Here is a 23,311-nt window from a genome sequence, read left to right on the forward strand (position 1 = left end):
CTCTACGGGAGGGAAGCACTACCACAGGCGATCAATATTCACATTTTAAAGAGATATCCCTACGGAATCAGGCGCAGCTACAATTTAGGGAACATTTGTGTCTGAGTCTGAAGCCGTTCATTTTGGAGTAACCTTCTTTTGTTCACAGACGATTAATAGTAAGTGTCAAAAACAGAAAAGAGCCAGGTGGCTGGCCACCTGACTCCCATCTGAGTTGTATCAACTTTAACCTAAAGTTAATAAATCCTTTAAATCTTCATCTGCCATTTCAGTAATCCATTGACTTGATTGGATTAAGTCTTCAGATAAAGCTTGTTTATCGGCTAATAATTTATCGATTTTTTCTTCAATCGTCCCTATTGTTACAAACTTATGGACATGTACAAAGCGCGTTTGCCCGATGCGATAAGCACGGTCCGTCGCTTGATTTTCAACCGCTGGATTCCACCAACGATCGGCATGGAGAACATGATTTGCTGCTGTTAAATTAAGTCCAGTACCGCCGGCTTTCAGCGACAAAATGAACACAGGGAATTCTTTTTCTTGGAACGCTTCCACTAGATTGTCACGCTGTAATTTCGGCATGCTACCTGACAGGAACGGTGGGTCGATGTCGTATAACTCACTTAAACAATGTTGCAACAAGTGGCCCATGCCAATGTATTGCGTGAAAATCAGGCATTGCTCACCGCGAGCGGCAATTTCAGCAGCGAGTGTAACAATGCGTGCTAACTTCTCAGAACGCTCCATCATATACTCCGCTTCACCAAATCCCTCTTTTAAATATAGGGCTGGGTGATTACACAATTGCTTCAGCTTGCTTAACATTTTTAAAATAAGACCTTTTTTCTCAAAACCGGTTAATGTTTCGAGCTTGAACAACGTTTCTTGGATTAAACTTTCATAGAGTGCAGCTTGCTCAGTTGTTAGTGGACAATACTCACGTTGTTCTTGCTTGTCCGGAAGATTTAATAACAAGTCCGGATCCTGTTTCGTACGTCTTAATAGGAACGGACGTATTTTTGCACGTAGTTTTTGTTTATGATTTTCCGATTCATCACGTTCAATCGGTGCTATAAAGTTCTCTTGGAACTTGCGGAAACTACCTAAATACCCTTTATAAATAAAGTCGAAAATTGCCCATAACTCGGACAAGCGATTTTCAACTGGTGTACCAGTTAACGCTAAATGATGTTCACCGCGCAATTTACGAATAGCTCGACTTTGTTTCGTATGCATGTTTTTAATATTTTGCGCTTCATCAAGTGTCACACTACACCATTCAATTTCACTTAACGCTTCAGCGTCTTGTGAAGCCGTACCAAACGTAGTTAAAACCACATCAGGTTTTAAATCTCCTAATTCGACAGCAAGCGACTCATCTTTGGAACGCGTTTGTCCATAATGCACATGGACATTTAAATCAGGAGCGAAACGTGCTAGCTCTTTTTGCCAGTTTCCTAAAACAGATGTGGGACAAATGATAAACGATGGCTTATCGGTCTGATTCGTACGATGCACATGTAATAAATAAGCAATCAATTGCACCGTTTTTCCAAGACCCATATCATCGGCTAAACATACGCCAAATCCTTGTTCACGCATAAACACAAGCCAGTCTAGTCCTTGTTGTTGGTAAGGACGTAAATCGGTTAACAAGTGAGGCGACACTATTGTCGTAGGCAATTCTTTTTTATCTTGAAGTTGTTCTAAATACCTTTTCAGCGATTGGTTCAATTCAAATTGGAACAACGGATCATCATCTTCTTCGCCAGATTCATCTTCATTAAGAAGAGCATCAGGCAACTCTCTAAATAGCAATTCTTTGACCGTCCAGTTTTCATTTTCCGTCTGCTCCATTAATTGACGGATTTCATGCATCCAATTGGAATCAATGCGGAACCACTCGTTTCCGGCACGGATGTATTCGCGATTTTCTTCAACCATTTGTTTGAATTGATCTTCCGAAATAGCTTGCCCATTTAATGAAAAATTCCAATCAAACGTTAAAATTTCATTYAAACCAGCTGTCGTTTTAAATGTAGTAGTTTTCGCATTAGATTTCACACGCAGTTTGGATTCCTTCACGGCTTTTAACCAAGCTGGTAGGATGACTTCAAAGCCGAGAGCTTGCAAACGCGCTGCATCATCCCGCAAAAAGTGACGGACGTCTAAATCACTTAGTGACAGCGATAAAAAGCGATCGGCTTCGGCTTCAATATTCATCAAATCGAGCATATTGGATTGAGTTTCGTACACATAAGACGCATGAACTTTCCATTTATCAGGCAGTGCCTCTTCGATTGGAGATTGTTTCTTACGAAAAGCGGGCGTCCAGTGCACTGAACTTTTTTTGCCACGTATCACTGTTTCAAGAATCCATTCGTCTGATAAAGATTCAGGCTCGCTGAGACGCAGTGCCACGTTAACTTCTCCTTGACCAGATTGTGATTGCAATGGCCATCCACCTTGCTTGAAAAAGGGAAGGAGAGTTGGAATATCATTTAGTGTTAAACCTACGCTGTAGAGTTTTTGTTGTATAGCAGAAGTAAGCATCAGTTTCGCTGCAGGAGGTGCATCCAGTGAAGAATAAACGAGCGAATCATCTTCAAATGTAAGATCGTCCCACAGAGTTGGTGAATTCCAATAACTTGATGCTTGTTGAATGGTTTTTATCATCGACTCATCTTCTGGAGCAAATCCACTGACGTGAACATAAGGATGTTTAGTAGTGGGGGAAAACAGCTCAATTAATTCTAAGGATGAAAAGTTTGTTTCTTCATCGTGATGCAGCCCATAAAAAGATGGTTCGTGCTGAAAAGATATAAATGAAATCCATTGTTCGGTAAATAACCGCATGCCTTCATCGTTATAGGCATGAACGGTCGTGAATCCATCATCCATTTGGTCGAATGAAAGGATTAGATTCTTCATAAAAGGCGATACATGAGAAGTCATAAAGGCAAGTTTCCTTTCTGTATCTCTTCTTGGAGAGCTCGTAAGCGGCGATATTTCGTTTGAATCTCGCTGACGTACAAATTCCAATAATCGGTTTTGCCACTTTTCTTCGCGGCTGATTTCATTTTCTTCCAAATCCGTACAGCTTGCTTGTAGTTATGGCGATTACGTTCTCTTACCTCACTTAGCGCCAATACGTGATAGAACGGTAACACGGCCTCAGGAGCCTCTTGTAAGATGGTTTTCATCCCACATGACTCCGCATAGTCGAGTGTTGACTCAAAGCGGTGATGAAGGGCAACCCAATCTTGATAACGTTGTTGATCAATTAAGAAATCCGAGTAGGCACGAACACCAAATGATCCGAACTGCCAAAACAGTTGCTCACGTTCTTCATCAGGCATATCGATATTTTTATACAACGCATATAATTTTGACACGAACAAGGAACGGTTCCATGCAGATAAATGGCTATTAACATAATCGAAAATATGTGGGCGCATGGCATGCAAAATAATTGTAAGTGACGTTAAATCGTCTTGTTCTTTCGCAAGTTTCGCCAGGTGCATCCATTCTGGCATTTGGCTTGGATGAATTTTATCGGCAATCTCTCGTAATTCATCTGGTTTCTTGAGAAGCACACAAAAGAATGCACGGAATATGTCGTTGTCGAAATTCTTGATTTCAAGTAAGTATTCATATTCTTTCTCACGACGACCTTTTTCAGTCAGCATGATTACCCAAAATGCATGAAGCAAATTGAAGCGAAGATCATCCATTGTTTTGAGATCATAGACGATATGACGAACATGCAGAACAAGTGCATCATAAAAAGGATCAGCAGCAAATAAACGAGGTTTATTCGAAAGCGTGATTAGTTGATGTTGCATATCTTCAATATCCGTTTGAATGGTAGCACGGAATAAGTTTTCATTTAGTTCTTCGCTCACTTCAAACAACAGGCGTAACAACATAGTGCGCGTATAGACATCGTAAAGAGGCTGCCATTCACGTTCAAAAGGCATGAACTTCTTTAACTTTTGTTTCATTTGATTTATAGAACTATCGATATAATAACGTTCTTTCCAAGACCAATCACCTGAAACTGCATTAAACGTCGATTGAACAATCGCATTCCAGCCTTCAGGTGTACGTTCATTTGCAAGAATAGAAAGTTGTTCCGTCTTTTTTAAACGCCATTCCTGGAGCCACTCAGAGAGAGAAAACTTTTGCATATATAAACTAAAAATAACCGCTAAGCAATGACGGCATAAACGCTTTTCTGGACAAGAACACGTGATTTGTTCATCAACTAAATGAATCGTCACAACGGCAGAACTGACATCATGAACACGTGCTTCTAGTGTATGTTCGTATGGATCATAGGAGAGAGCGCGGACTGCCCCGTTACGCACGGCAAAGGAAGCACGACGTACAAGCTCTTCATCATCTAAATGAGAAGGGTGTAGGTCCTCAGAAAGCGTCTCCATCCATTGTTGGATATGTGATTGGTAACGCACAGCAATATTAAATAATGAATGGCTCAATAGCAACATCTCCAAAAAAAAACTTTCCTTTCATTATACGGCTTTTCGTGGAAAACCGTAAGTGATAGGAAAGAATTAAGATTATAAATGCAAAAAAGCTTTCAAAAATTCTTTAAAACGCTCTTTTTCTGGCGAAGGTTTTGTTATATAAATCTTGGAAAAGTTGATATAAAGCAGGATCTGATTTATACGCACGATAGACTGGACTGATTATTTCTTCGCCGTAGTCATCAATAGGTTCTTTTACACGTAATAATTTTCTACGAGAGATTGTGTGAAGAGTGATATATGACTTCGTTACTAATATCTCTTGGTATTTGGTAGAGTTTGCATATAGCTCGAAAAACAGGTAGCTAGATGCTCTCGGGATTCGTTTCATATCGCGGTAATGTGCTGGCTGAAATATTAAGAAGTTTTGTTGCTTCTTTTTGAGTAATTTGAGACAGCTTCCTATACTCCGTAATTAGTTCATTTAATTGCAAAATCAACACCACCTTAGATGCAGGTAGTTTAGACGACTCATCCCTTTGCGTTAGAATATATTCTATTTTTAAAACGCCATTTCATATTTGATATATTATTTTTGAGATTAACAGAGTATTAAGTAATATCAGATTAATATATTACACATTTTGGAATTAGTATCAAATTTAAATTTAAAAGGGAAAGGTTGATATGTTTGCCATCATATGAAATTATCTTACCTGGATTGAATCAAAGCAATATGCTGAAGTCGTGTGGACAAGAATTTCTACTTTATGTTACACCGAATGGCAAAAAGAAATCAGCAATTATTACGTCGGATGATAAAGGAATAGCAAGAATTAAAAGGATGACATTTGATTATTACCAACTTGATGATATTCAAATTGATTTTCTAAATAATAAATGTTCATTTACATGTAACGTACAAGACGGAAACGAGATGTCAYGCACCATACAATACATACTCCTTGGATTCTTTATTCAATATCGCGATAAATCAATGGCTTATTTTACATACAGAAAACCATGAGAAAACCATCATACCGTCGGGCTCTAGGCGGTATTTTTTTGGTTTTTATCCTGCACGAAATGGACGGGAATGTGATACAATAGTAGTAATCAGAATATTTCGATTAAATCAAGGGGGGATCACAATGTTACATGTACAACTAATGAAACCATTCTACTCAAAACTAGAAGGCCAAAAGATGAAACTGGTATTTGCTTATCAATACTTTTCTATAAAAAAAGATGACGAGCTCTTTCACTTTATTCCTGTGGAAGGCAAAGAAATTATCGTCAACATGACCACATACCAAGTGGAAAATTTATCTGAAGTTTTCGTTTTTCAAAAAGGGAATCGCTTCATTCGTTTGCCACTCTATCAATTATTGTTAGTGTCAGATATTCATACGCATTTGCAAACAATTTTACAACACGGCGAACCAGAAGACAGAGAACCTCGTAGCGATGTAAAAGCAGAAGCAGACGAATTCATCTCGTTACTAGAAGAAGTAAATCATAGTCGAATGATTGACTACGCTCTTCAAACGCGCGATGAAAATCTCTTTAATCGTTTATTACACTAACCGTTGGAGGATAATCATGGAATTTTATAAACAATGAAAACACCTACCTTAATTAATATGAGGAAGGTGTTTTTGTGTAGAGATTTTTCGGGGAGGGGCACATCGAGAGGTAATATTTTGCATACCACGTAGGAATTTTTGGGCTTCACGTTGTAATTTTGAGGCTTCACGTAGGAAAAATGGAGGTCCACGTAGGAAAACATCTTCAAGTCTGACTATTGAGGCTTCACGTCTGAAAAAACAGGATCCACGTCTGACTAATATGACTTCACGTCTGAAAAAAAGGCCATCACGTCTGAATTACGATATATTTGATTTGAAGTAAAAACAAATACATCGTCACATTAAATGCCCCCATGCAAAAACCCTTCTCCGACATAAATCAATCGAGGAAGGGCCATTATTCATATTTATCCATACAACACCCTCCTAAAATGAAGTGAACATATATAAAATAATGATAAATACACTTGATCCAATGATACCGAACAATAAATCGGCAACACTTAAATTAAATAGTTTGCCAAATTTCAAAACTAACACATCCCTTCCAATTTATTCTCTGCTCGAAGTAATGAAATTCTTTATTTAGTTGAGCATGATTTTTATGCTATTCAAATACGTATTACAGGAAACATGATGAAGTTATTATATGTRAGAAGTTTCCTTCGATAGGTTATATAAAGTGTAGGTTYGTAGGGAAATTTTTATTCATTTATGTGAGACAAATCAAAATAGGATTTTGAGGCACTTTTTTACGCAAAAATTCAATTTTAGGAATGAAAATAGTATGCAAAATGCAAATTTAAGGAGAAATATTTCATTCTGGAAATAAGAGATTTAAACTATAAAAGAGCTATTGCTCCTTTGTTAGGGGAGGGAGAATAGAGGGAGATGGATGTCATACATAGTGCTGCAGCTAGCTCGACTCATTCCTACACAACGCGCTCGCAGTGAAAACTCCAAGAAGTATATCCATTTTACCTATTTAGGTGGGGGCCTAAATCTTGCAATGAAAAATAACGCAAAAAGTGTAAGTAGAGATGGGGGCTTACACTTTTTTGCGTTGGGTAATCACGTCTATAGAGCCAGCGAGAGAGTAATAACAGAAAAGTGGTAGTGGCAAATGCCGGCTGCCATCCTTTGATGTTTTCGTCGCTCCGCTACAACCTTTTGGCATTGTCCCATAGAGGAAAAGTGCAAGTAGAAAGGATACTATTCTGCATCAGAATGTTCCGATAGACACGAATTCTGTCGAAACCATTCCATTGATAATCCGCTTAAAGTGAAAAGAGATTAAGAAAATACTTAATAATTCCCCATAATTAATAAATTCTCTCAAAAAAACAGATAATTTTTCTAAACAATGGTCTTTAGAAGTTTCAAATGATGTCGATATTTGGTAAAGTATAGAAAGAATAATAGCTTAAGATAGTAAAGGAAGGATTTCGAAATTATGATTTTTGATTTTCGGTTTTGGCGATATCTTGCAAACCAGCAAGAGTTAATAGACAATCTGAGCTCTTCAACTATGCGAGACTTTAAAAAACGTGCATGGATGGTCGGCTTTTTTGGATTATTATTGTTTATATTACAAGAACTGTGGGGTATGAACACACAGCACATCACATCCGTTTATGCATTAGGAGGCAAAGATTCATTTGCTATTGCACGACTCGTATCACTCGCTGGAATCATTATTTGGGCAGTCCTCTACCTATCATTCCACTTTTTCGGCATAGCATTCCTATTAAATAAAATTACAGGAATCGAGTTATTTAAACTAGCCGTTCTACAACTGTTTGTAGTGGGAATTCTCCTACTCGAAAAAGCGTTAGTATTCCTCATCTTTATGATGTTGGGTATGACTACACCCGTGTCCCTATTTTCATTCGGACCACTTGCGGCAACAGTTTTTGATCATCCTTTCCTAGTATTTTTCTTTAATCAATTATCAATTTTTACAGCGTTAAATATTGCGTTGCAAGTTCGTTTTATCCGTTCATTTACCGATATGAACCCACGTATTATTTTGGTGACTATCATTGCTCTTCATATTGTTATGGCACTTATAACAGCAACTGTAAGCATACTGCCACTTGAAGAATGGTTCATCCGCGTGGTAGAAGGGGGTACCCCTCAATGAATAAATGGTTAACAATTGGCATTGCCGTTACTATCTCCTCATTCCTTGGAGCCAACGCCATCCTATTATTTAGCGATAAAAGTGTAATTTCAAAAGCCGTATATGTACACGAATATGAGCGAATAGCTAAAGGGAATTTTGAAGAACTATTACCAAAAGAATCACTCGTCGCACCGCTTAGTATGAATACCATCTATGTTAAAAATGAAGACACGATTAAAGACTGGTTAGTGAAAGAAGGGGATGTTGTTACTGCTGGCCAAGAACTTGCCACACTTAACACGTCAACTGCGGATGAACAACGCAACATCTGGGAATCTGAAAGCGAAGCACTTGAACGCCAACTGACTGAACTCAAAACAACGATAAGTACATTAAAAACTGACCGTGCCACTGCAGCTAAATCTGACTCGAGCAGTTCAACTGGTAAAGCCACGGATAACGTGACTGAAGATACAGAAGAAAAAACCTTTAATGTGGATATAAACTTTGATGGAATTAACGTTGAGGTATCTCAAGATGGTGCGTTTGCTCAAGCCATCGCACAAACCGAACAAAAAATATCGGATGTTAACCAACAATTGCTCGTAGTCGAAGCACAGCTTGCCCAAGAAGGATTAGCTGCTGTCATTAGCCCAACTGAAGGGATTGTTTCAAAAATACGAGACAAAAATGACCGACTTGCAATTGAAATATACAGTACGGATAAAATCATCCTCACCTATGCAATTAATGAAGAATGGCAAGATGTAAAAGTAAACGATCAAGTTCGTTTGCAAGCAGAAGGAATGGATCGATCAATCGGAGGAACGGTCACAGAAATATCTCAAGTTCCGGCAAGAGATTCTGAATATCTAACAACATATAAAGCGTTAGATTCAAAGGAACAGCTGAACCCACTCGCTTATTATGCAATTTGCATACAACCAAATGAACCAATCGAAAACTTACCGTTTGGTAACAATACAAACGCCATGATTATCGTAAACGAAGCGAAACAAGCAGCATCAATAAAAACGCCTTGGCTTTATGAGCGTTTGGACGAATCAGCTGTCGCACATGTAATCAATAAAGATGGCTACGCAGTGAAAGTACCTGTAAACATTGCGTTTGATTGGAAAGAACGCTCTGTCATTAGTAAAGGTGTATCAGCTGGATTAGTCGCGGTTTATGAACCTCAACTAAACGACTATCGCTACGCACCAGCGATTTTCCTTCCAATGCCAAGCGATTCGCCATCTTGGAAATCTATAAAAGCAATTGGTTGGAGAAACTATCTTAAATTCTTTGTATTTTAATAAACAGATAAAAAAGCTTCTTTCCCTCAAGGAAAGAAGCTTTTTTTGTTTGACTGTGATTCCACGAGCTTAAGAATATTTACATGAATTTCACAATTATTTAATAGTGTACTTACATTTCATTCGTAAACTAAGGAAGGAATAAATTAACAAAGGAGGAAGTTTATAAAATGAAAAAGAAAGTTGTTGCTTCAATAGTTTTAACCAGTAGTTTAGCATTATCAACCCTATTCACTTCACCAACTGACTACATTACTAACAAGTCTGCACATGTATTGGCTGCAACGAATTCTCCTATTCTGATTACTGAACTTTTACCAAACAGTAGTAATGTAGTCAATTCATCAACGGATGCTTTTGAGTTTATCGAGCTTTATAACAACAGCACACTACCGATTCAATTAAAAAACTATAAGTTAATATACGGATATCCAGATGGCAAAAAAGTAGACTGGGCATTTAACGAAGATAAAACAATTGCTCCTGGTGAAACACTAATCGTGTGGGTGAAAAATAAAGAAAATACGAATCTGACACTTGCAGATTTTAATAAAGAATTTAACACAACGATAACAGAAAATCAGGTTACATATGTTGAGGCAGACGGGATGGCCAACACTGCAGAACGAACTTTATCTCTTGCAGATACTTCAAACAATATCTTCTCGTCAGCTACTTATATAAAAGAAGATGTTGGTGTCAATAAAGGGATTCAATATAAAGCTGGTGAAGACGGAAAAACGATGGAGATCCTGACATCGTCAGAAACACCTACACCTGGAGCATTAATAACGGGACAAGTACCTGCTGATCCAACTGTTGAAGATACGCAAGCACCATTAATAACACATTCACCCATTGAAAAAGTCGCTGCAGGTGAAAACCTACATATTAAATCACAAGTCACTGATGAAACGAAACTCGAAAAAGTGACACTTTTTTATAAACTCTCGGAAAATGGTAGTTGGCTTCAAAAAAATATGGTAGCTTCTACTGAAGAAAATACGTATGAAATTCAAATTGACCAAGCAGAATTAGTGACGAATAAAATAACGTATCGAATTGAAGCCTTTGATGGACAAAATACTGCGACGACTGAAGTCTACGAAGTGATGATTGAAGCGCTGGATTATGATCCACAAAACGTACCTGCTCTTCTTGTAACAGAACTTGTTCCAGACTCGACGAATGTCGGTCCATTAGACGGCTATGAATTTATTGAAGTGTATAACAATTCAGCAGATGATATAAATTTGAAGGATTATAAGATTCGCTATCGGTATCCTGCGGAAGGTCCTGAGGCAGATTTAATTTGGAAAGCTGACAAAGATGACATCATCTTGCCAAGTGGCAAAACCATCGTTTACTGGATCAAAAATGCGAGCAATCAAGAAAAAACAGTAGCTGATTTCAACCAAATGTACAATGTAGATTTACGCGAAAATGTTGATATCGTTCAAATTCAATCCGGTGGTATGGCAAATGCAAGCCATCGAGGATTAGCGATAGCAACCAATACAGGTGTCGATATTTCATCTGCTTACTATTACGACCAAGCGCAAGTAGATGACACGATTGCGGACAAAGGTATTCTTTACACATTCCCCACAGATGGAAGATCAACAGTCATGAAAAAATATAGCAGTGCAAAAGAAAATGCGACACCAGGGAGCATAGCAACCATACAGACTCCAAAAGTCAAAGTCGCAACTATGCCGGATACTACAGGACCTGCGCTTCTTGATTTAACAGAGAATGCAGCCATTTCAGGTCGTCAAAACCTAGACCTCTCATTTGACGTGACGGATGAAAAAATCGTTAAAACGGTACGTCTTTTTTATAAAACGAATGATACTGAAGAGTTCCGAATGGTCGATTTAACAAAAGTCTATGATTCTACTGTATATTCACATACCATCTTTTCTCCTGACTTACTTGGCAAGACAAACTTAAGTTATTACGTTCAAACATCTGATGGAATTAATGAAGTGACATCGGAAACTAAAAACATCAAAATATTAAAAGATGATGTAGATAAAGTTGGTTTAAATGTAGAAGATGGATCAGTTTTAAGTAAAACGGTTCTACTAAAATCGTACGGTAAAGATAGCCAACTATATATCGATCAACAGGACGTGACTAGCGATACAAAGCCTGCGATTCCAGCACAAGCCTACTTCGCTTTTGATGTAAAGAATGTTAATTTATACTTTAAAAATGGAGTTACAATCGGGGATGAAACACTACACATATTCGACGATACGATTAACACATATACGACTTTAACCATACCGATTGATCCAAATCAATTTTCACAAGGACTTGATACAAAAATTTCTATACGTGCAGGAACAAAAGTATCACCGTTCGACACAAATTCTGAAGAAAATAGAGATGACTTCTATGTGAAAAATGTACGACTCGTATTAGAGGATGGCACCACACTTTACGATCCGCTTTTCAAAGATATTGAAAAAGAACTATCTGTCGGAGACGGAGCGAGTGCAAAGCCTGTATTCGATTTTAGTTTCCAACTACCAGATGATAAATTTACAGCAAAAGCCTTCACTTGGAATACAACAACTGTCAATGAAGGGTCTCATACAATTGAAGCAAAAAATGTAGATGATATACAAGCGGCGGTCGTTGTTGATAACAGTGCTCCAATCATTACCCCTTCGATTGAAGAAGGAAAAGAATACAAAGGTGACTTTACGATTCAAGCAGAAGTAGAGGACAAGTATTCTTCTGTAGAAAGTTTAACTGCTATGCTCGATGGCGAAGAAATCACATTGCCTTTTGAAACGTCTTCTGCAAAACTGACTCCAGGTGACCATACGGTTTCATTTACAGCGAGAGATGTTGCCTTAAATGAAGTTCAAAAAAACATTAACTTTACTATAGTAGAAGAAAAACCTTACACACCAGAAGTTATCTCACCGATAGATGGAACAAGGAATGTAAATCCAAAAAATGCGAAATTACGAGTAAAAGTAAGCGATCCGACAAAAGACAGCTTAGATGTGTCCTTCTATGAAGGACATAAGTTTGAAGCAGACGGAGAGGCAATGACCATATTTGAAAACAGTGCAGACCGGGAACCACCAAAAGAGCTTATCCCTGCTGGTGAATCAGTGGTTACTGCTAAAAACAAAATGGCAAAAGCAGATGGTGAATACGTTGAAACCACTTCTCTGGAGAAATTCCCTTATCACCGATTTGATGTAGCCGTTGGAGAAGAGATTGATCAAGATGATGAAATTGTACTGAGCTGGGAAGGGAAGTCACTCATCGGGCGAAAAGTTTCCATGTATGTATGGAATCATACAAATTCGTTATGGGAACTGCAAGAATGGAAAATAGCCAAAGACGATACGAACTTTACCTTACATGGATCCGTCATTGGAAAAGAGTTTGTTAAAGACGGAAAAGTGCAAGTGATGGTACAAGATGAAATTGCGTCGACGACTGAATTTGACTACTCATTTATCTGGATGTCAGATACACAATATTATTCTGAAAGTTATCCTCAAATTTTCGACAAAATGACGAACTGGATGGCSGAGTCGAAAGAAAACTTGAATTTGAAATACGTTTTCCATACTGGGGATTTAGTTGATCAAGCTGATGATCAGATTCAGTGGGAGCGGGCTGATACTTTCATGGGTACACTTGACAATGCATCCATTCCTTACGGTGTGTTAGCTGGAAATCATGACGTGGGGCACAAAACAGGGGATTATAATGAATACGGTAAATATTTTGGAGAGCAACGTTTTAACGATAAAGACTACTACGGGGAATCGTATAAAAACAACCGTGGACATTACGATTTAATTAGCTCAAATGGAAATGACTTTATCATGTTGTATATGGGCTGGGGCGTAAATGATGAAGATATAGCATGGATGAATAAAATTCTAGCAGAACACCCAGAAAGAAAAGCGATTCTGTCTTTCCATGAATACTTATTAGTTTCTGGAAATCGCAGTCCAATTGGCGACCAAGTATTTAAAGATGTCGTTACACCAAATGCCAACGTCATCGCCGTTCTGTCAGGCCATTACCACGATGCGGAAACACTTGTTGATGAAATCGATGATGACGCAGACGGAATAGCCGATCGTAAAGTGTACCAAATGCTTGCTGACTACCAAGGAGGACCTGAAGGCGGACAAGGATTCCTACGCCTGATGAAAGTCAATCCAGTAGATAACAAAATCCATATGCAAACATACTCACCATATTTAGATCAATATAATTACTACAACCCAGTAGACTATCCAGGGAAAGACGAATTTACGATTGAAACAAATCTGACACCGAAAGAAAAAGTGGTAGCTACAGACATGTTTAAAGTCGAAATATTCACCAATGAACTGATTGGCGAAGTGAAAAATATAGAGGAGGGTTCCATTGCAGAAACGAAGTGGAAAGATCTTGAACGCTCAAAAAAACATAGCTGGTATGTTCAAGTGAAAGACTCATTTGGTGGTGAAATGCGATCGGAAGTTTCTACTTTTACAACAGGCGACCAAGGAAACGACAATGGCGGGCAAAACCCATCTCCAACGCCTACTCCACCTGTTACAGACGACCAAATAGTGAACGTTACAGAAGATCAACTAATCAAAACTAATGACTATTGGACGCTTGATCAAACATCGAAACAACATGTCAAATGGGTAATTCAAAAAGACCTACTAAATCTAACGATTACTGCAGATAAAGCAATGCGTTTTGTATTTAAGAACGGTCATGAAATAACAGTGCCAGTCACTGTTTTGAAGGAATTGCAAAAACAAAATCAAGACTTCATTTCACTTGAAGTGAACGTCCAAGGTGAACAAGAGGGACTTCCAGCTGGGAAACGATACAGTGATATAGTGGATATTTCATTATTCGCAGGTACCAATGAAATCAACACAACGGTCGAATCAATCAACCTAAAACTCAAAGTAAATGGGACGGTCAATTCTAACAAAACAACAGCCATTTATTATGACCAAAATACTAAAGCCTGGTCTTACGCTGGAGGGAAGTTGGAAAATGGCTACTGGTCCGTTCCGACGAAACACCTTTCCCAGTTCACAGTAATGACAGCAAATGCTGTATTTAAAGATACAACGAATCACTGGGCAAAAAATGAAATCGACTCTCTAGCTTCTCGTTTTATATCGGCAGGTAAAACAATCGATACATTTGCACCCGAACAACGATTGACTCGAGCAGAATTTGCTGTCCTTCTGGTCAGAGCGCTTCAACTGCCAGTAGAAGAATACAAAGGAACATTCAAAGACGTTCCAGCCACTAAAAAATGGGCTGCACAACAAATAGAAGCGGCCCATCGAGCGGGCATCGTATTCGGTAAAAATGGCGGCTCTTTTGATGCAGATGCTAACATTACACGAGAACAAATGGCCGCAATGATGATGCGTGCAGTAGCACTATCAAATCCCGATATACTGAACGGCTTGCCGAATAACAAGAAATACAAAGACGAATCAAAAATAAATGACTATGCCAAACAGTCAATCATGAATGCCAGTGAACTTGGTTTGATGTATGGTCGATCAAATGGGAAGTTTGATCCCAAGCAACCAACAACCCGAGCAGAAACAGCAGTAGTCCTCTATCGAATGCTAGAAAAATTTGATTCTATTAAGTAAGTCAAAGTATTAACAGATGCAAAAAGGCTTCCGTTACTAGAAGCCTTTTTGTATTTGTACAAAGAGAACCTTTTACAAGTAAAATGACTTTATCACTCAGGTTTCCGGGGAGCTTTGGAAAGCACCATGTTGCACCATTACCACAAAACCTTTTTGCGCTAGTGAACATTATCAGGTTTAAATCTCGGTATATTCTGCAAGAAGCGCCTGAAGCATCTGAAAATCTTTATGGTGCAGAGGAAGCAACGTCCTCCCACTCTACAGAACTACCCTCAGACTTTTCATTCTGATATGATAGAAAAAAACCTATTTTCAAAGGAGCACCACGCCATGCAAACTTTTGAACAATACTTTCTCATGAATTCTGACGACGTAATCTACTATGTGAAATCAAAAATAGATTCCTATAAAGAGGCACAACATATTACCTGTACAGAAATTGGCGACGGCAACTTAAACTATGTCTACCGAGTCGCCAACACAGAATCAAACGAATMAATCATCGTCAAACAAGCAGGAACTACTGCGCGGATTTCGGACGAGTTCGTTCTATCAACAAGTCGTAACAAAATCGAAACCGAAGCATTAAAATTACAACACAAATTAGCACCAGGACTCGTTCCTGAAATATATTTACTTGATGAAATCATGAGCTGCTGTATCATGGAAGACTTATCGAAGTTAACCATTATGCGAACAGCATTAATAAACTTTGAAACGTTTCCACGTTTCGCTGAACATATTACCGACTTCCTGGTGAATACTTTACTGTGCACATCCGACGTCGTCCTAAACCATAAAGAAAAGAAAGAATTAGTACGTACATTCATAAACCCAGAGCTTTGCGAAATCTCGGAAGATCTCGTATTCACAGAGCCTTTCCATAACAACTTTAACCGCAATGAAGTAACACCTGGTAACGAACAATTTGTTCAAACACTTCTATACTCAAACGAAGAGCTTCATCTAGAAGTCGCAAAATTAAAGTTTCATTTTATGAACAACACACAATCGCTTGTTCATGGCGACCTACATACAGGCTCTATCTTTATTGACCAAAACGATACTAAAGTCATCGATCCTGAATTTGCATTCTTCGGACCTATGGGCTATGACATCGGAAATATCATGGCGAACTTGATTTTTGCATGGGCAAGAGGACGAGCTTTCCAACAAAAAGAATTCACCGAATGGGTCGAGAAAACTTTGTTCGATATCATGGACTTATTCGAAAAGAAATTCAGTACTGCATGGGAAGAGCACACTACTGAAGTCGTTGCTAAAAACGCTGACTTCCAAAAACACTACATCCAAAATATATTCAAAGACACAGCAGGTATGGCGGGGCTCGAACTCGCACGTCGCATAGTCGGACTCGCAAAAGTAAAAGACATTACCAGCATTGAACCAATCGAAAATCGTCTAAAAGCCGAACGTCTTTGCCTGCGCGTCGCAGTACAACTGATTCTTAACCCATCAGAATTCCAAACAGGTGGTCAATTTATAGCAGCGCTCAAAAACGCACAACAGGAGGAAAACCAATGACCGAAGCACTCAATCCAATCGAATGGAAAAACAATGCACTTGTCCTACTAGATCAAACCAAATTACCAAATGAAATCATTTATGAAGAATTCACAACAGCGGAAGGCGTCTGGGATGCTATCGTGACCATGAAGGTCCGCGGTGCACCGGCTATTGGCGTAGCAGCAGCATACGGAATTTACTTAGGTGTCCGTGATTACAAAGCAGATCTAGACCAAACCGTTTTGGTCGAAGTAGTGCAAAAAACTGCAGCGTATTTAGCAACGTCTAGACCGACTGCTGTTAACTTATTTTGGGCACTCGACCGCATGACAGCAGTTACAGCAACGAACACTACTTATCAGGACGCGCTGTTAGCGGAAGCTAAAGCCATCCATAAAGAAGACGAAGAGATCAACCGCACTATCGGAGAGAATTTATTAACATTGCTCTCTGACGGCATCGGAATCTTAACGCATTGTAACGCTGGTGCTCTCGCGACATCGAAGTATGGGACAGCAACCGCACCCATGTATTTAGCCAAAGAAAAAGGCTGGAATTTCAAAGTTTACGCGGATGAAACACGGCCGCGTCTACAAGGATCTACTTTGACAGCTCTAGAACTAAGCAGAGCGGGCATCGACGTGACAGTTATTACTGATAGCATGGCAGCGATGGTCATGTCACAAGGAAAAGTCCAAGCAGTTATAGTCGGTTGTGACCGCGTTGCAGCAAACGGAGATACAGCCAATAAAATCGGTACTCTGAGCGTGTCCATTCTAGCTAAACATTATGGCATTCCTTTTTACGTAGCAGCACCAACGCCAACAATCGATTTGAATACACCAACCGGAGCGGAAATTCCAATAGAAGAAAGACATAAATCTGAAGTCATCGAAGGCTTTGGCAAACTCACAGCTCCTGCAGATGTACACGTCTACAATCCGGCCTTTGATGTCACACCCGCTGAGCACATCACAGCGATCATTACCGAAAAAGGAATCGTAAAAGCACCTTATAAGGAAAACCTAGAGAAACTATTCATGTAAAACAAAGTTCTCGAACAGAACAGTGGCATTCGGCTTGCCGACTGCCACCAAACAAGGAGGACACCCCTATGTATATGAAAGAACGCAAAGAAATTGTCGATTTTTGTAAGATGCTCATCACAAGAGGGCTGACAAAGGGGACAGGAGGCAACATCTCCATCTTTGATCGAGGATCTGGTCATATGATTATCAGCCCAAGCGGTATTTCTTACGACATTATGACAGCTGAAGATGTAGTCGTTTGCGATCTCCAAGGGAATGTTATTGCGGGTGATAATAAGCCATCAAGTGAATTCCCCATGCATGCGATTTTCTATGAAAAACGCACAGACATCAACGCCATTGTCCACACACATTCGCTAAACGCTACCGTGCTCGCATCACTTAGATGGGAATTGCCAGCAGTCTCCTACCTAGTGGCATATGCAGGAGAAAATGTTCGCTGTGCCGAGTATGCAAGTTTCGGAACACCAGAACTTGCAACGAATGCTTTTGACTCTATGCAAGATCGCCAAGCCGTATTATTAGCAAATCACGGATTACTAGCAGGAGCCAACAACCTTTCGACAGCATTCGCAATTGCAGAGGAAATTGAATTTTGCTGTGAAGTCTATGTGAAAACGAAAACAGTCGGGGAACCGATTATCCTTGATAAAGAAGAAATGAAACTTATGGCTAAAAAATTTAAAACCTATGGACAAAAAAAATAAAGGTGTCAGGCACTTCACTTATCAACGGGACATAAACGTCCAGCAAAAGTGAAGATGCCTGGCACTTTTTCTATTCACTGGGATAAATGTGTAAGCGGGAGTGGACCCCGAAAATCACTCAGGTTTCCCGAGAGCTTTGGAAGGCACAAAGCTGCACCTTAACCTGTACTAGTAATCTTGCAACTCGTGTGCTTTCATAGCTCCCCTACAACCTTCGGCGAAATTATTCCTTGATTTTGGTTTACTCCAGAATCGACACTAACTTTAACTAACCAAGTAGCCGAAGATGCTATTTCGGCTACTACCGCACTACTTTATTTTGGCGTGTTCTTACATAACGAATCCATCAAGGGTGAAGCGACCTGGAAACCTATCTGCATCAGAGCATGTTTTGATTTTACTAGATTCCTTCTCGCGTCCAGGTTGCAAGGGAGCGGAGGACGCATTTCCGCCGCAGGATGATCTGAAAAAAGAGGGCTGGGCAAAGTGACGAAGTCACAAGCTCAGCCCTTATTCACTAGACCAAGGTGCATCAAATGATCGTCCGAAGCGACCAGGAAACCTTTATACATCCAAACCGTATTGTCATATTATGTCGAATGTTGACTTTCGACATAATATGACAATTTTGTAATGCAAATGTAATGTTATAAAAGACTTATTTTCGTGTTCAAGACTCTATTAGTATGGTAAATTTTTATAGTCCCACTATTTAGTAATAATTTTCTAAATATTGGAACTTGAATTAAAAGGGGGAAAGAGAAATGAAAAAAAGAAAGTTTATGAAGTTCTTTAGTAGCATTCTTGCTTTCGTAATGGTTCTATCGTTGCTCTCGCCGTTCTCGGCATCTGCAAACACGCAGCAAGCGAAACCATTTAAGCCAAGCGGCCAAAGCGAAAGTACTCTGCAACTAAAGGCAGCCATTGCTGACCAACTTAATCTGTTGGAAGGCGGCGCAAAACTACACAAAGATTTGCAAGGCTTGTCAGGAAATGAGCAAGTAGCAGTAATTGTTCATCTATCTGAAAAGCCGGTAGCTCTTGAAAAGGGAATGAAAGAATTAGCAGGAAAAAAATTCTCTAGCTCACAAGCTGCTCAAGTGAAAGCGAATGTGAAGACACAACATACATTCGTCAAAAAACAAATGAACACGAAACATATTTCATTCAAACAAGGCTTTACGTTTGATACTGTATTAAACGGATTCTCTGCAAATGTAAAAGCGGATGATCTTAAAAAGCTACTTGAAATTAAAGGCGTTACATTAGTAGAACCAGACGCAATTGTTTCTGCGTTTGAAGGTTCAGAAACATCACCTAAAACGACGACTTCGTCTGAACTAGTCAAAGATGATACAGTCGAAGCGAAAATGAATACGAGTATTGGATTCCTTGGAATTGAAAAGCTTTGGAACGAAGGCTTTAAAGGACAAGGCATCAAGGTAGCAGTCCTTGATACTGGTATTGATAAAAATCACCCAGAATTCGAAGGTGTGTTTGTAAGCGGTAAAAACTTTGTACCTCAGGTAGTTGGTCCTGACTATACACGAGCACGTGCAGATGACGATGCATCTGAAACATCACCACTTGAACGCCCAGCTAATAAACCATTGGTCAATGCAAATGGTAATGAATTTCACACTTCTCATGGAACGCATGTAGCTGGGACAATTGCAGCTGCTGGGAACAATAATTTTGGTATTAAAGGGATTGCGCCAGAAGTAGACCTTTATGCATACCGTGTTCTTGGAGCGTACGGCAGTGGAGCAACATCAGGAATTATTAAAGCAATTGATACAGCAGTAATTGAAGAAATGGACGTCATTAATTTATCACTAGGTGGCGGAGCTAACTCTGAAACTGACGGTGGTTCATTTGCAATTAACAATGCAATGATGGCAGGAACTATTTCAGTTATAGCAACAGGTAACTCGGGTCCAAATCGTGGAACGATGGGGACACCTTCAACTGCACGTCTTGGAATAGCAGTTGGTAATACAACAAACCCAGAAACAAAACACACGTCAAAAGTAAATATCGCAGTAGGCGAATATGCACTATCTAAACAACAAGATTTAATGGCAACTACATTTGGCAAAGACGTAACAACACAACTTGGAGGTGAGTTCGACTTAGTAGCTGTTCCTGGAAACGGAACTGCAGCTGATTACGAAGGACTTGATGTTGAAGGAAAAGTTGTTCTTGTATCACGTGGGGGAATTGCCTTTGTAGACAAAATTGGATTTGCAAAAGAAAATGGTGCAGTAGCAGTTCTGATCCATAACTTTGCTGGCGGAACGATGGCACCAAATAAATCAGGGACATTCCTTGGAGATTCTTTTGCTTTCCTTCCAGCGTATGATTTATCTCAAACGGATGGAGATGCAATCCGTGCAAAATTAACAAATGGTGCAGGAAAAGTTACATTTGGTGACTTTGCATCAACTAAAACACTAGGCGATGAAGTAAATTCTTCAAGTTCACGTGGACCATCCACTCCGAACTTTGATATCAAACCAGATGTTACAGCACCTGGTACGAATATCATGTCTTCAATTGCTATGTACCAAGCAGATTTCCCTGAAGCTGTTTACAATCAAGCTTATGATCGTTACACAGGGACATCTATGGCAACACCACACATTGCTGGTATTGCAGCACTTATTAAACAAGCAAACCCAACTTGGAATGCGTTCGATGTAAAAGTAGCACTTTCCAATACAGCAACAATTTTAGATAAGACAAAATACGATGTCTTTTCTCAAGGTGCAGGACGAGTAAATGCATACGCGGCAGCACGTCCAAATGTTTTGGCTTATTCGATTGACCAAGCCGTTCTTAACGAAAGTGGACAAAAAGTTGAAAACCTTAAAGGAACAGTTACCTTTGGTCCACAGTCCCTAAAAGAAAATCTTTCAGTAACGAAAAAAATTAAAGTAAAAGATATTAAAGGCAACGGTGGAAATTATAATGTATCCGTTGATGTAACAAAAACGTTCGGCGATGCAAAATTGACGATTGATTCACCAACATTTACATTGGATGGCGAACAAATGTTAAACGTTACATTAACGGCATCGAAAAATGCAGCTCCAAAAGCAGGCGATGAAATCCTTGGTTACATCCATATTGAAAATACAGATGGAGAAACTTCAATTTCGTTACCATTCGCAGCTGACTTCGGTGGCGCAGCAGCAACAGAAATTAGCGACTACACAATTACCAAAACGGATCTATCATTTGATGGAGATGGCAAACAAGATGAAGCCGAACTTTCTTTTAAAGTAACAGGCGATTTGAAATTTAATACAATTGAACTTTGGGACATTATGAATCCTAAGGGCGGGGCGTATGGAGATGGCTATATTGGGTACTTACATGGAGCCAGCTCACTTAAAGCAGGTTCTTACGTTTTACCTGTAAAAGGACAATATAAATCTTGGACTCCAGGAACTAAGTTAGCTACAATTCCAGATGGTCTTTACACAATTGACTTTTCAGGTGAGACGGTTTCAGCTAACCCTCCAAAAGTTGGTGGCTATGTTGGACCAGTTGTTGTAAAAACAACAGATCCAGTCATTACATCTGAAACAGTTTTAGTAACAGATAAACCAAGTTTTAATTTTGCAGGACAAATCACTGATAAATATATTGACTACAACAATGAGTTGAAAAAATATGATTTAGATTATGAGTTAAACACAAAATTAGATGCTAGTTTCGAATTAAAAGGTCCAAATGACGTTGTACTTCAAAGTGGAGCAATTACTTTGGAACAAGACGGTTCATTTAACTTAGAACTTCCATCCACATTACGTGGAAACAATACATTATCAGTAACGGTCGATGATGCTGCTGGTAACTCTGGTACAAAACAGTTTGTTATTGTTAATGAACAAGAACCAGCTGTAGTTTCATTGTCAGTGAATAAACCATTAGTAAACTTACATGTAGATGGCAAAGAACAAATCACAGTTCAACAATTGATCAAAGAAACTGGTAAGGATGACGTCTTGACTGATGTAACTGCAGACGCTACGTATGTAGTTGAAAATGAAGCAGTGCTATCAGTTAATAAAGGCGAAATTACAGCTAAAGCTGTAGGTACTTCAAAAGTAACGGTCACTTATGGTGACAACACTGCTGAAGTGAACGTTACAGTTGTAGCTGCACCAGTAGTATCTTTATCAGTGAACACACCTACACTTAACTTAACGGTAAATAACAAAGAACAACTCACAGTTAAACAAACAATTAAAGACACTGGTAAAGAGGATGTTGTAACAGATGTAACAGAGTTAGCAAGTTATTCAGTTCTTAATGACTCAATTGCTTCTGTAGAAAAAGGGTTAGTGACTTCTAAAGCTGCAGGCTCAACTAAAATTACAATTTCATACCAAGGTCAATCAACAGTTGTAGATTTAAATGTAAGCAATGTGGTTGTAATACCACCAGTGACATTCAATGATATTTCAAGTCACTGGGCTAAAGTGCAAATTGAAGCGTTAGCTACGAAAAAAATTATCTTCGGTAAAACAAAAGAATTGTTTGCACCAGAAGATAAATTAACTCGTGCAGAGTTTGCTGTATTAATAGCACGTGCTCTTGAGTTAGAAACAAAAGCGTATGAAGGTAAGTTCTCTGATGTATCATCAAACAAAGCTTGGGCTTATGCAGCAATTGAAGCAGCAGCTCGTGCTGGTATTATCAGTGGTAAAAGAAATGGAACATTCGATCCAGATGCTAAAATTACACGTGAAGAAATCGCGGCAATCGTTGTTCGTGCTGTGAAATATGAAGATGCTTCATTATTGAACAATTTAGATACGTCTAAAG

11 protein-coding genes are annotated in these 23,311 nt (G+C 39.1%); 9 read left to right on the forward strand and 2 right to left on the reverse strand.

The genetic code is table 11. The features are described from left to right. Window positions 1–225: 225 nt before the first annotated feature. Together AC1DOS_RS08195 and AC1DOS_RS08200 are read right to left on the reverse strand one after the other, a co-directional pair. Window positions 226–2,958 carry a DEAD/DEAH box helicase gene (locus tag AC1DOS_RS08195; RefSeq protein WP_477537096.1) on the reverse strand — a complete coding sequence of 911 codons (2,733 nt, stop codon included), beginning with the start codon at window positions 2,956–2,958 and terminating at the stop codon, window positions 226–228. Beyond that, entirely contained in the window at window positions 2,955–4,505 is a 1,551-nt protein-coding gene (locus AC1DOS_RS08200; protein ID WP_477537097.1) for an SWIM zinc finger family protein, read from the reverse strand. The genes AC1DOS_RS08195 and AC1DOS_RS08200 overlap by 4 nt, the downstream gene beginning before the upstream one ends. A 679-nt stretch (window positions 4,506–5,184) precedes the next feature. Here AC1DOS_RS08200 and AC1DOS_RS08205 point away from each other — a divergent pair. From AC1DOS_RS08205 to AC1DOS_RS08245, 9 genes are all read left to right on the forward strand, one after another. After that, a complete protein-coding gene (locus AC1DOS_RS08205) occupies window positions 5,185–5,520 on the forward strand; it encodes a hypothetical protein (RefSeq protein WP_477537098.1) in 336 nt (111 codons plus the stop codon). 124 nt (window positions 5,521–5,644) lie between these two features. After that, entirely contained in the window at window positions 5,645–6,079 is a 435-nt protein-coding gene (locus AC1DOS_RS08210; RefSeq protein WP_477537099.1) for a transcriptional regulator, read from the forward strand. 1,456 nt (window positions 6,080–7,535) lie between these two features. Continuing rightward, the gene (locus AC1DOS_RS08215) at window positions 7,536–8,225 is read left to right on the forward strand and encodes a hypothetical protein (RefSeq protein ID WP_477537100.1); all 690 of its coding nucleotides are present in this window, start codon (window positions 7,536–7,538) and stop codon (window positions 8,223–8,225) included. Then, window positions 8,222–9,523: an efflux RND transporter periplasmic adaptor subunit gene (locus AC1DOS_RS08220; protein ID WP_477537101.1), complete on the forward strand. Its 1,302-nt coding sequence runs from the start codon at window positions 8,222–8,224 to the stop codon at window positions 9,521–9,523. The genes AC1DOS_RS08215 and AC1DOS_RS08220 overlap by 4 nt, the downstream gene beginning before the upstream one ends. A gap of 170 nt (window positions 9,524–9,693) precedes the next feature. Further along, window positions 9,694–15,192, forward strand: coding sequence for an S-layer homology domain-containing protein (locus tag AC1DOS_RS08225; RefSeq protein WP_477537102.1), 5,499 nt, complete (start codon window positions 9,694–9,696; stop codon window positions 15,190–15,192). Between the two features lie 330 nt (window positions 15,193–15,522). Beyond that, entirely contained in the window at window positions 15,523–16,737 is a 1,215-nt protein-coding gene (gene mtnK / locus AC1DOS_RS08230; RefSeq protein WP_477537103.1) for an S-methyl-5-thioribose kinase, read from the forward strand. Beyond that, window positions 16,734–17,765 carry an S-methyl-5-thioribose-1-phosphate isomerase gene (gene mtnA / locus AC1DOS_RS08235; protein WP_477537104.1) on the forward strand — a complete coding sequence of 344 codons (1,032 nt, stop codon included), beginning with the start codon at window positions 16,734–16,736 and terminating at the stop codon, window positions 17,763–17,765. The genes mtnK and mtnA overlap by 4 nt, the downstream gene beginning before the upstream one ends. A 68-nt stretch (window positions 17,766–17,833) precedes the next feature. After that, complete coding sequence (locus tag AC1DOS_RS08240) at window positions 17,834–18,475, forward strand: L-fuculose-phosphate aldolase (RefSeq protein WP_477537105.1); 642 nt, start codon at window positions 17,834–17,836, stop codon at window positions 18,473–18,475. Window positions 18,476–19,239: 764 nt separating this feature from the next. Continuing rightward, window positions 19,240–23,311, forward strand: a 4,072-nt coding sequence (locus tag AC1DOS_RS08245) for a S8 family serine peptidase (RefSeq protein ID WP_477537106.1), incomplete at its 3' end; no start/stop codon positions are given.

This window comes from Paenisporosarcina sp. P5_A11 (assembly GCF_056400705.1).

Bases quoted from the DNA above. Each gene is read 5' to 3' on its own strand.
- AC1DOS_RS08210 (WP_477537099.1), top strand. From the start codon at position 5,645: ATGTTACATGTACAACTAATGAAACCATTCTACTCAAAACTAGAAGGC.
- AC1DOS_RS08215 (WP_477537100.1), top strand. From the start codon at position 7,536: ATGATTTTTGATTTTCGGTTTTGGCGATATCTTGCAAACCAGCAAGAG.
- AC1DOS_RS08220 (WP_477537101.1), top strand. From the start codon at position 8,222: ATGAATAAATGGTTAACAATTGGCATTGCCGTTACTATCTCCTCATTC.
- mtnA (WP_477537104.1), top strand. From the start codon at position 16,734: ATGACCGAAGCACTCAATCCAATCGAATGGAAAAACAATGCACTTGTC.
- AC1DOS_RS08240 (WP_477537105.1), top strand. From the start codon at position 17,834: ATGTATATGAAAGAACGCAAAGAAATTGTCGATTTTTGTAAGATGCTC.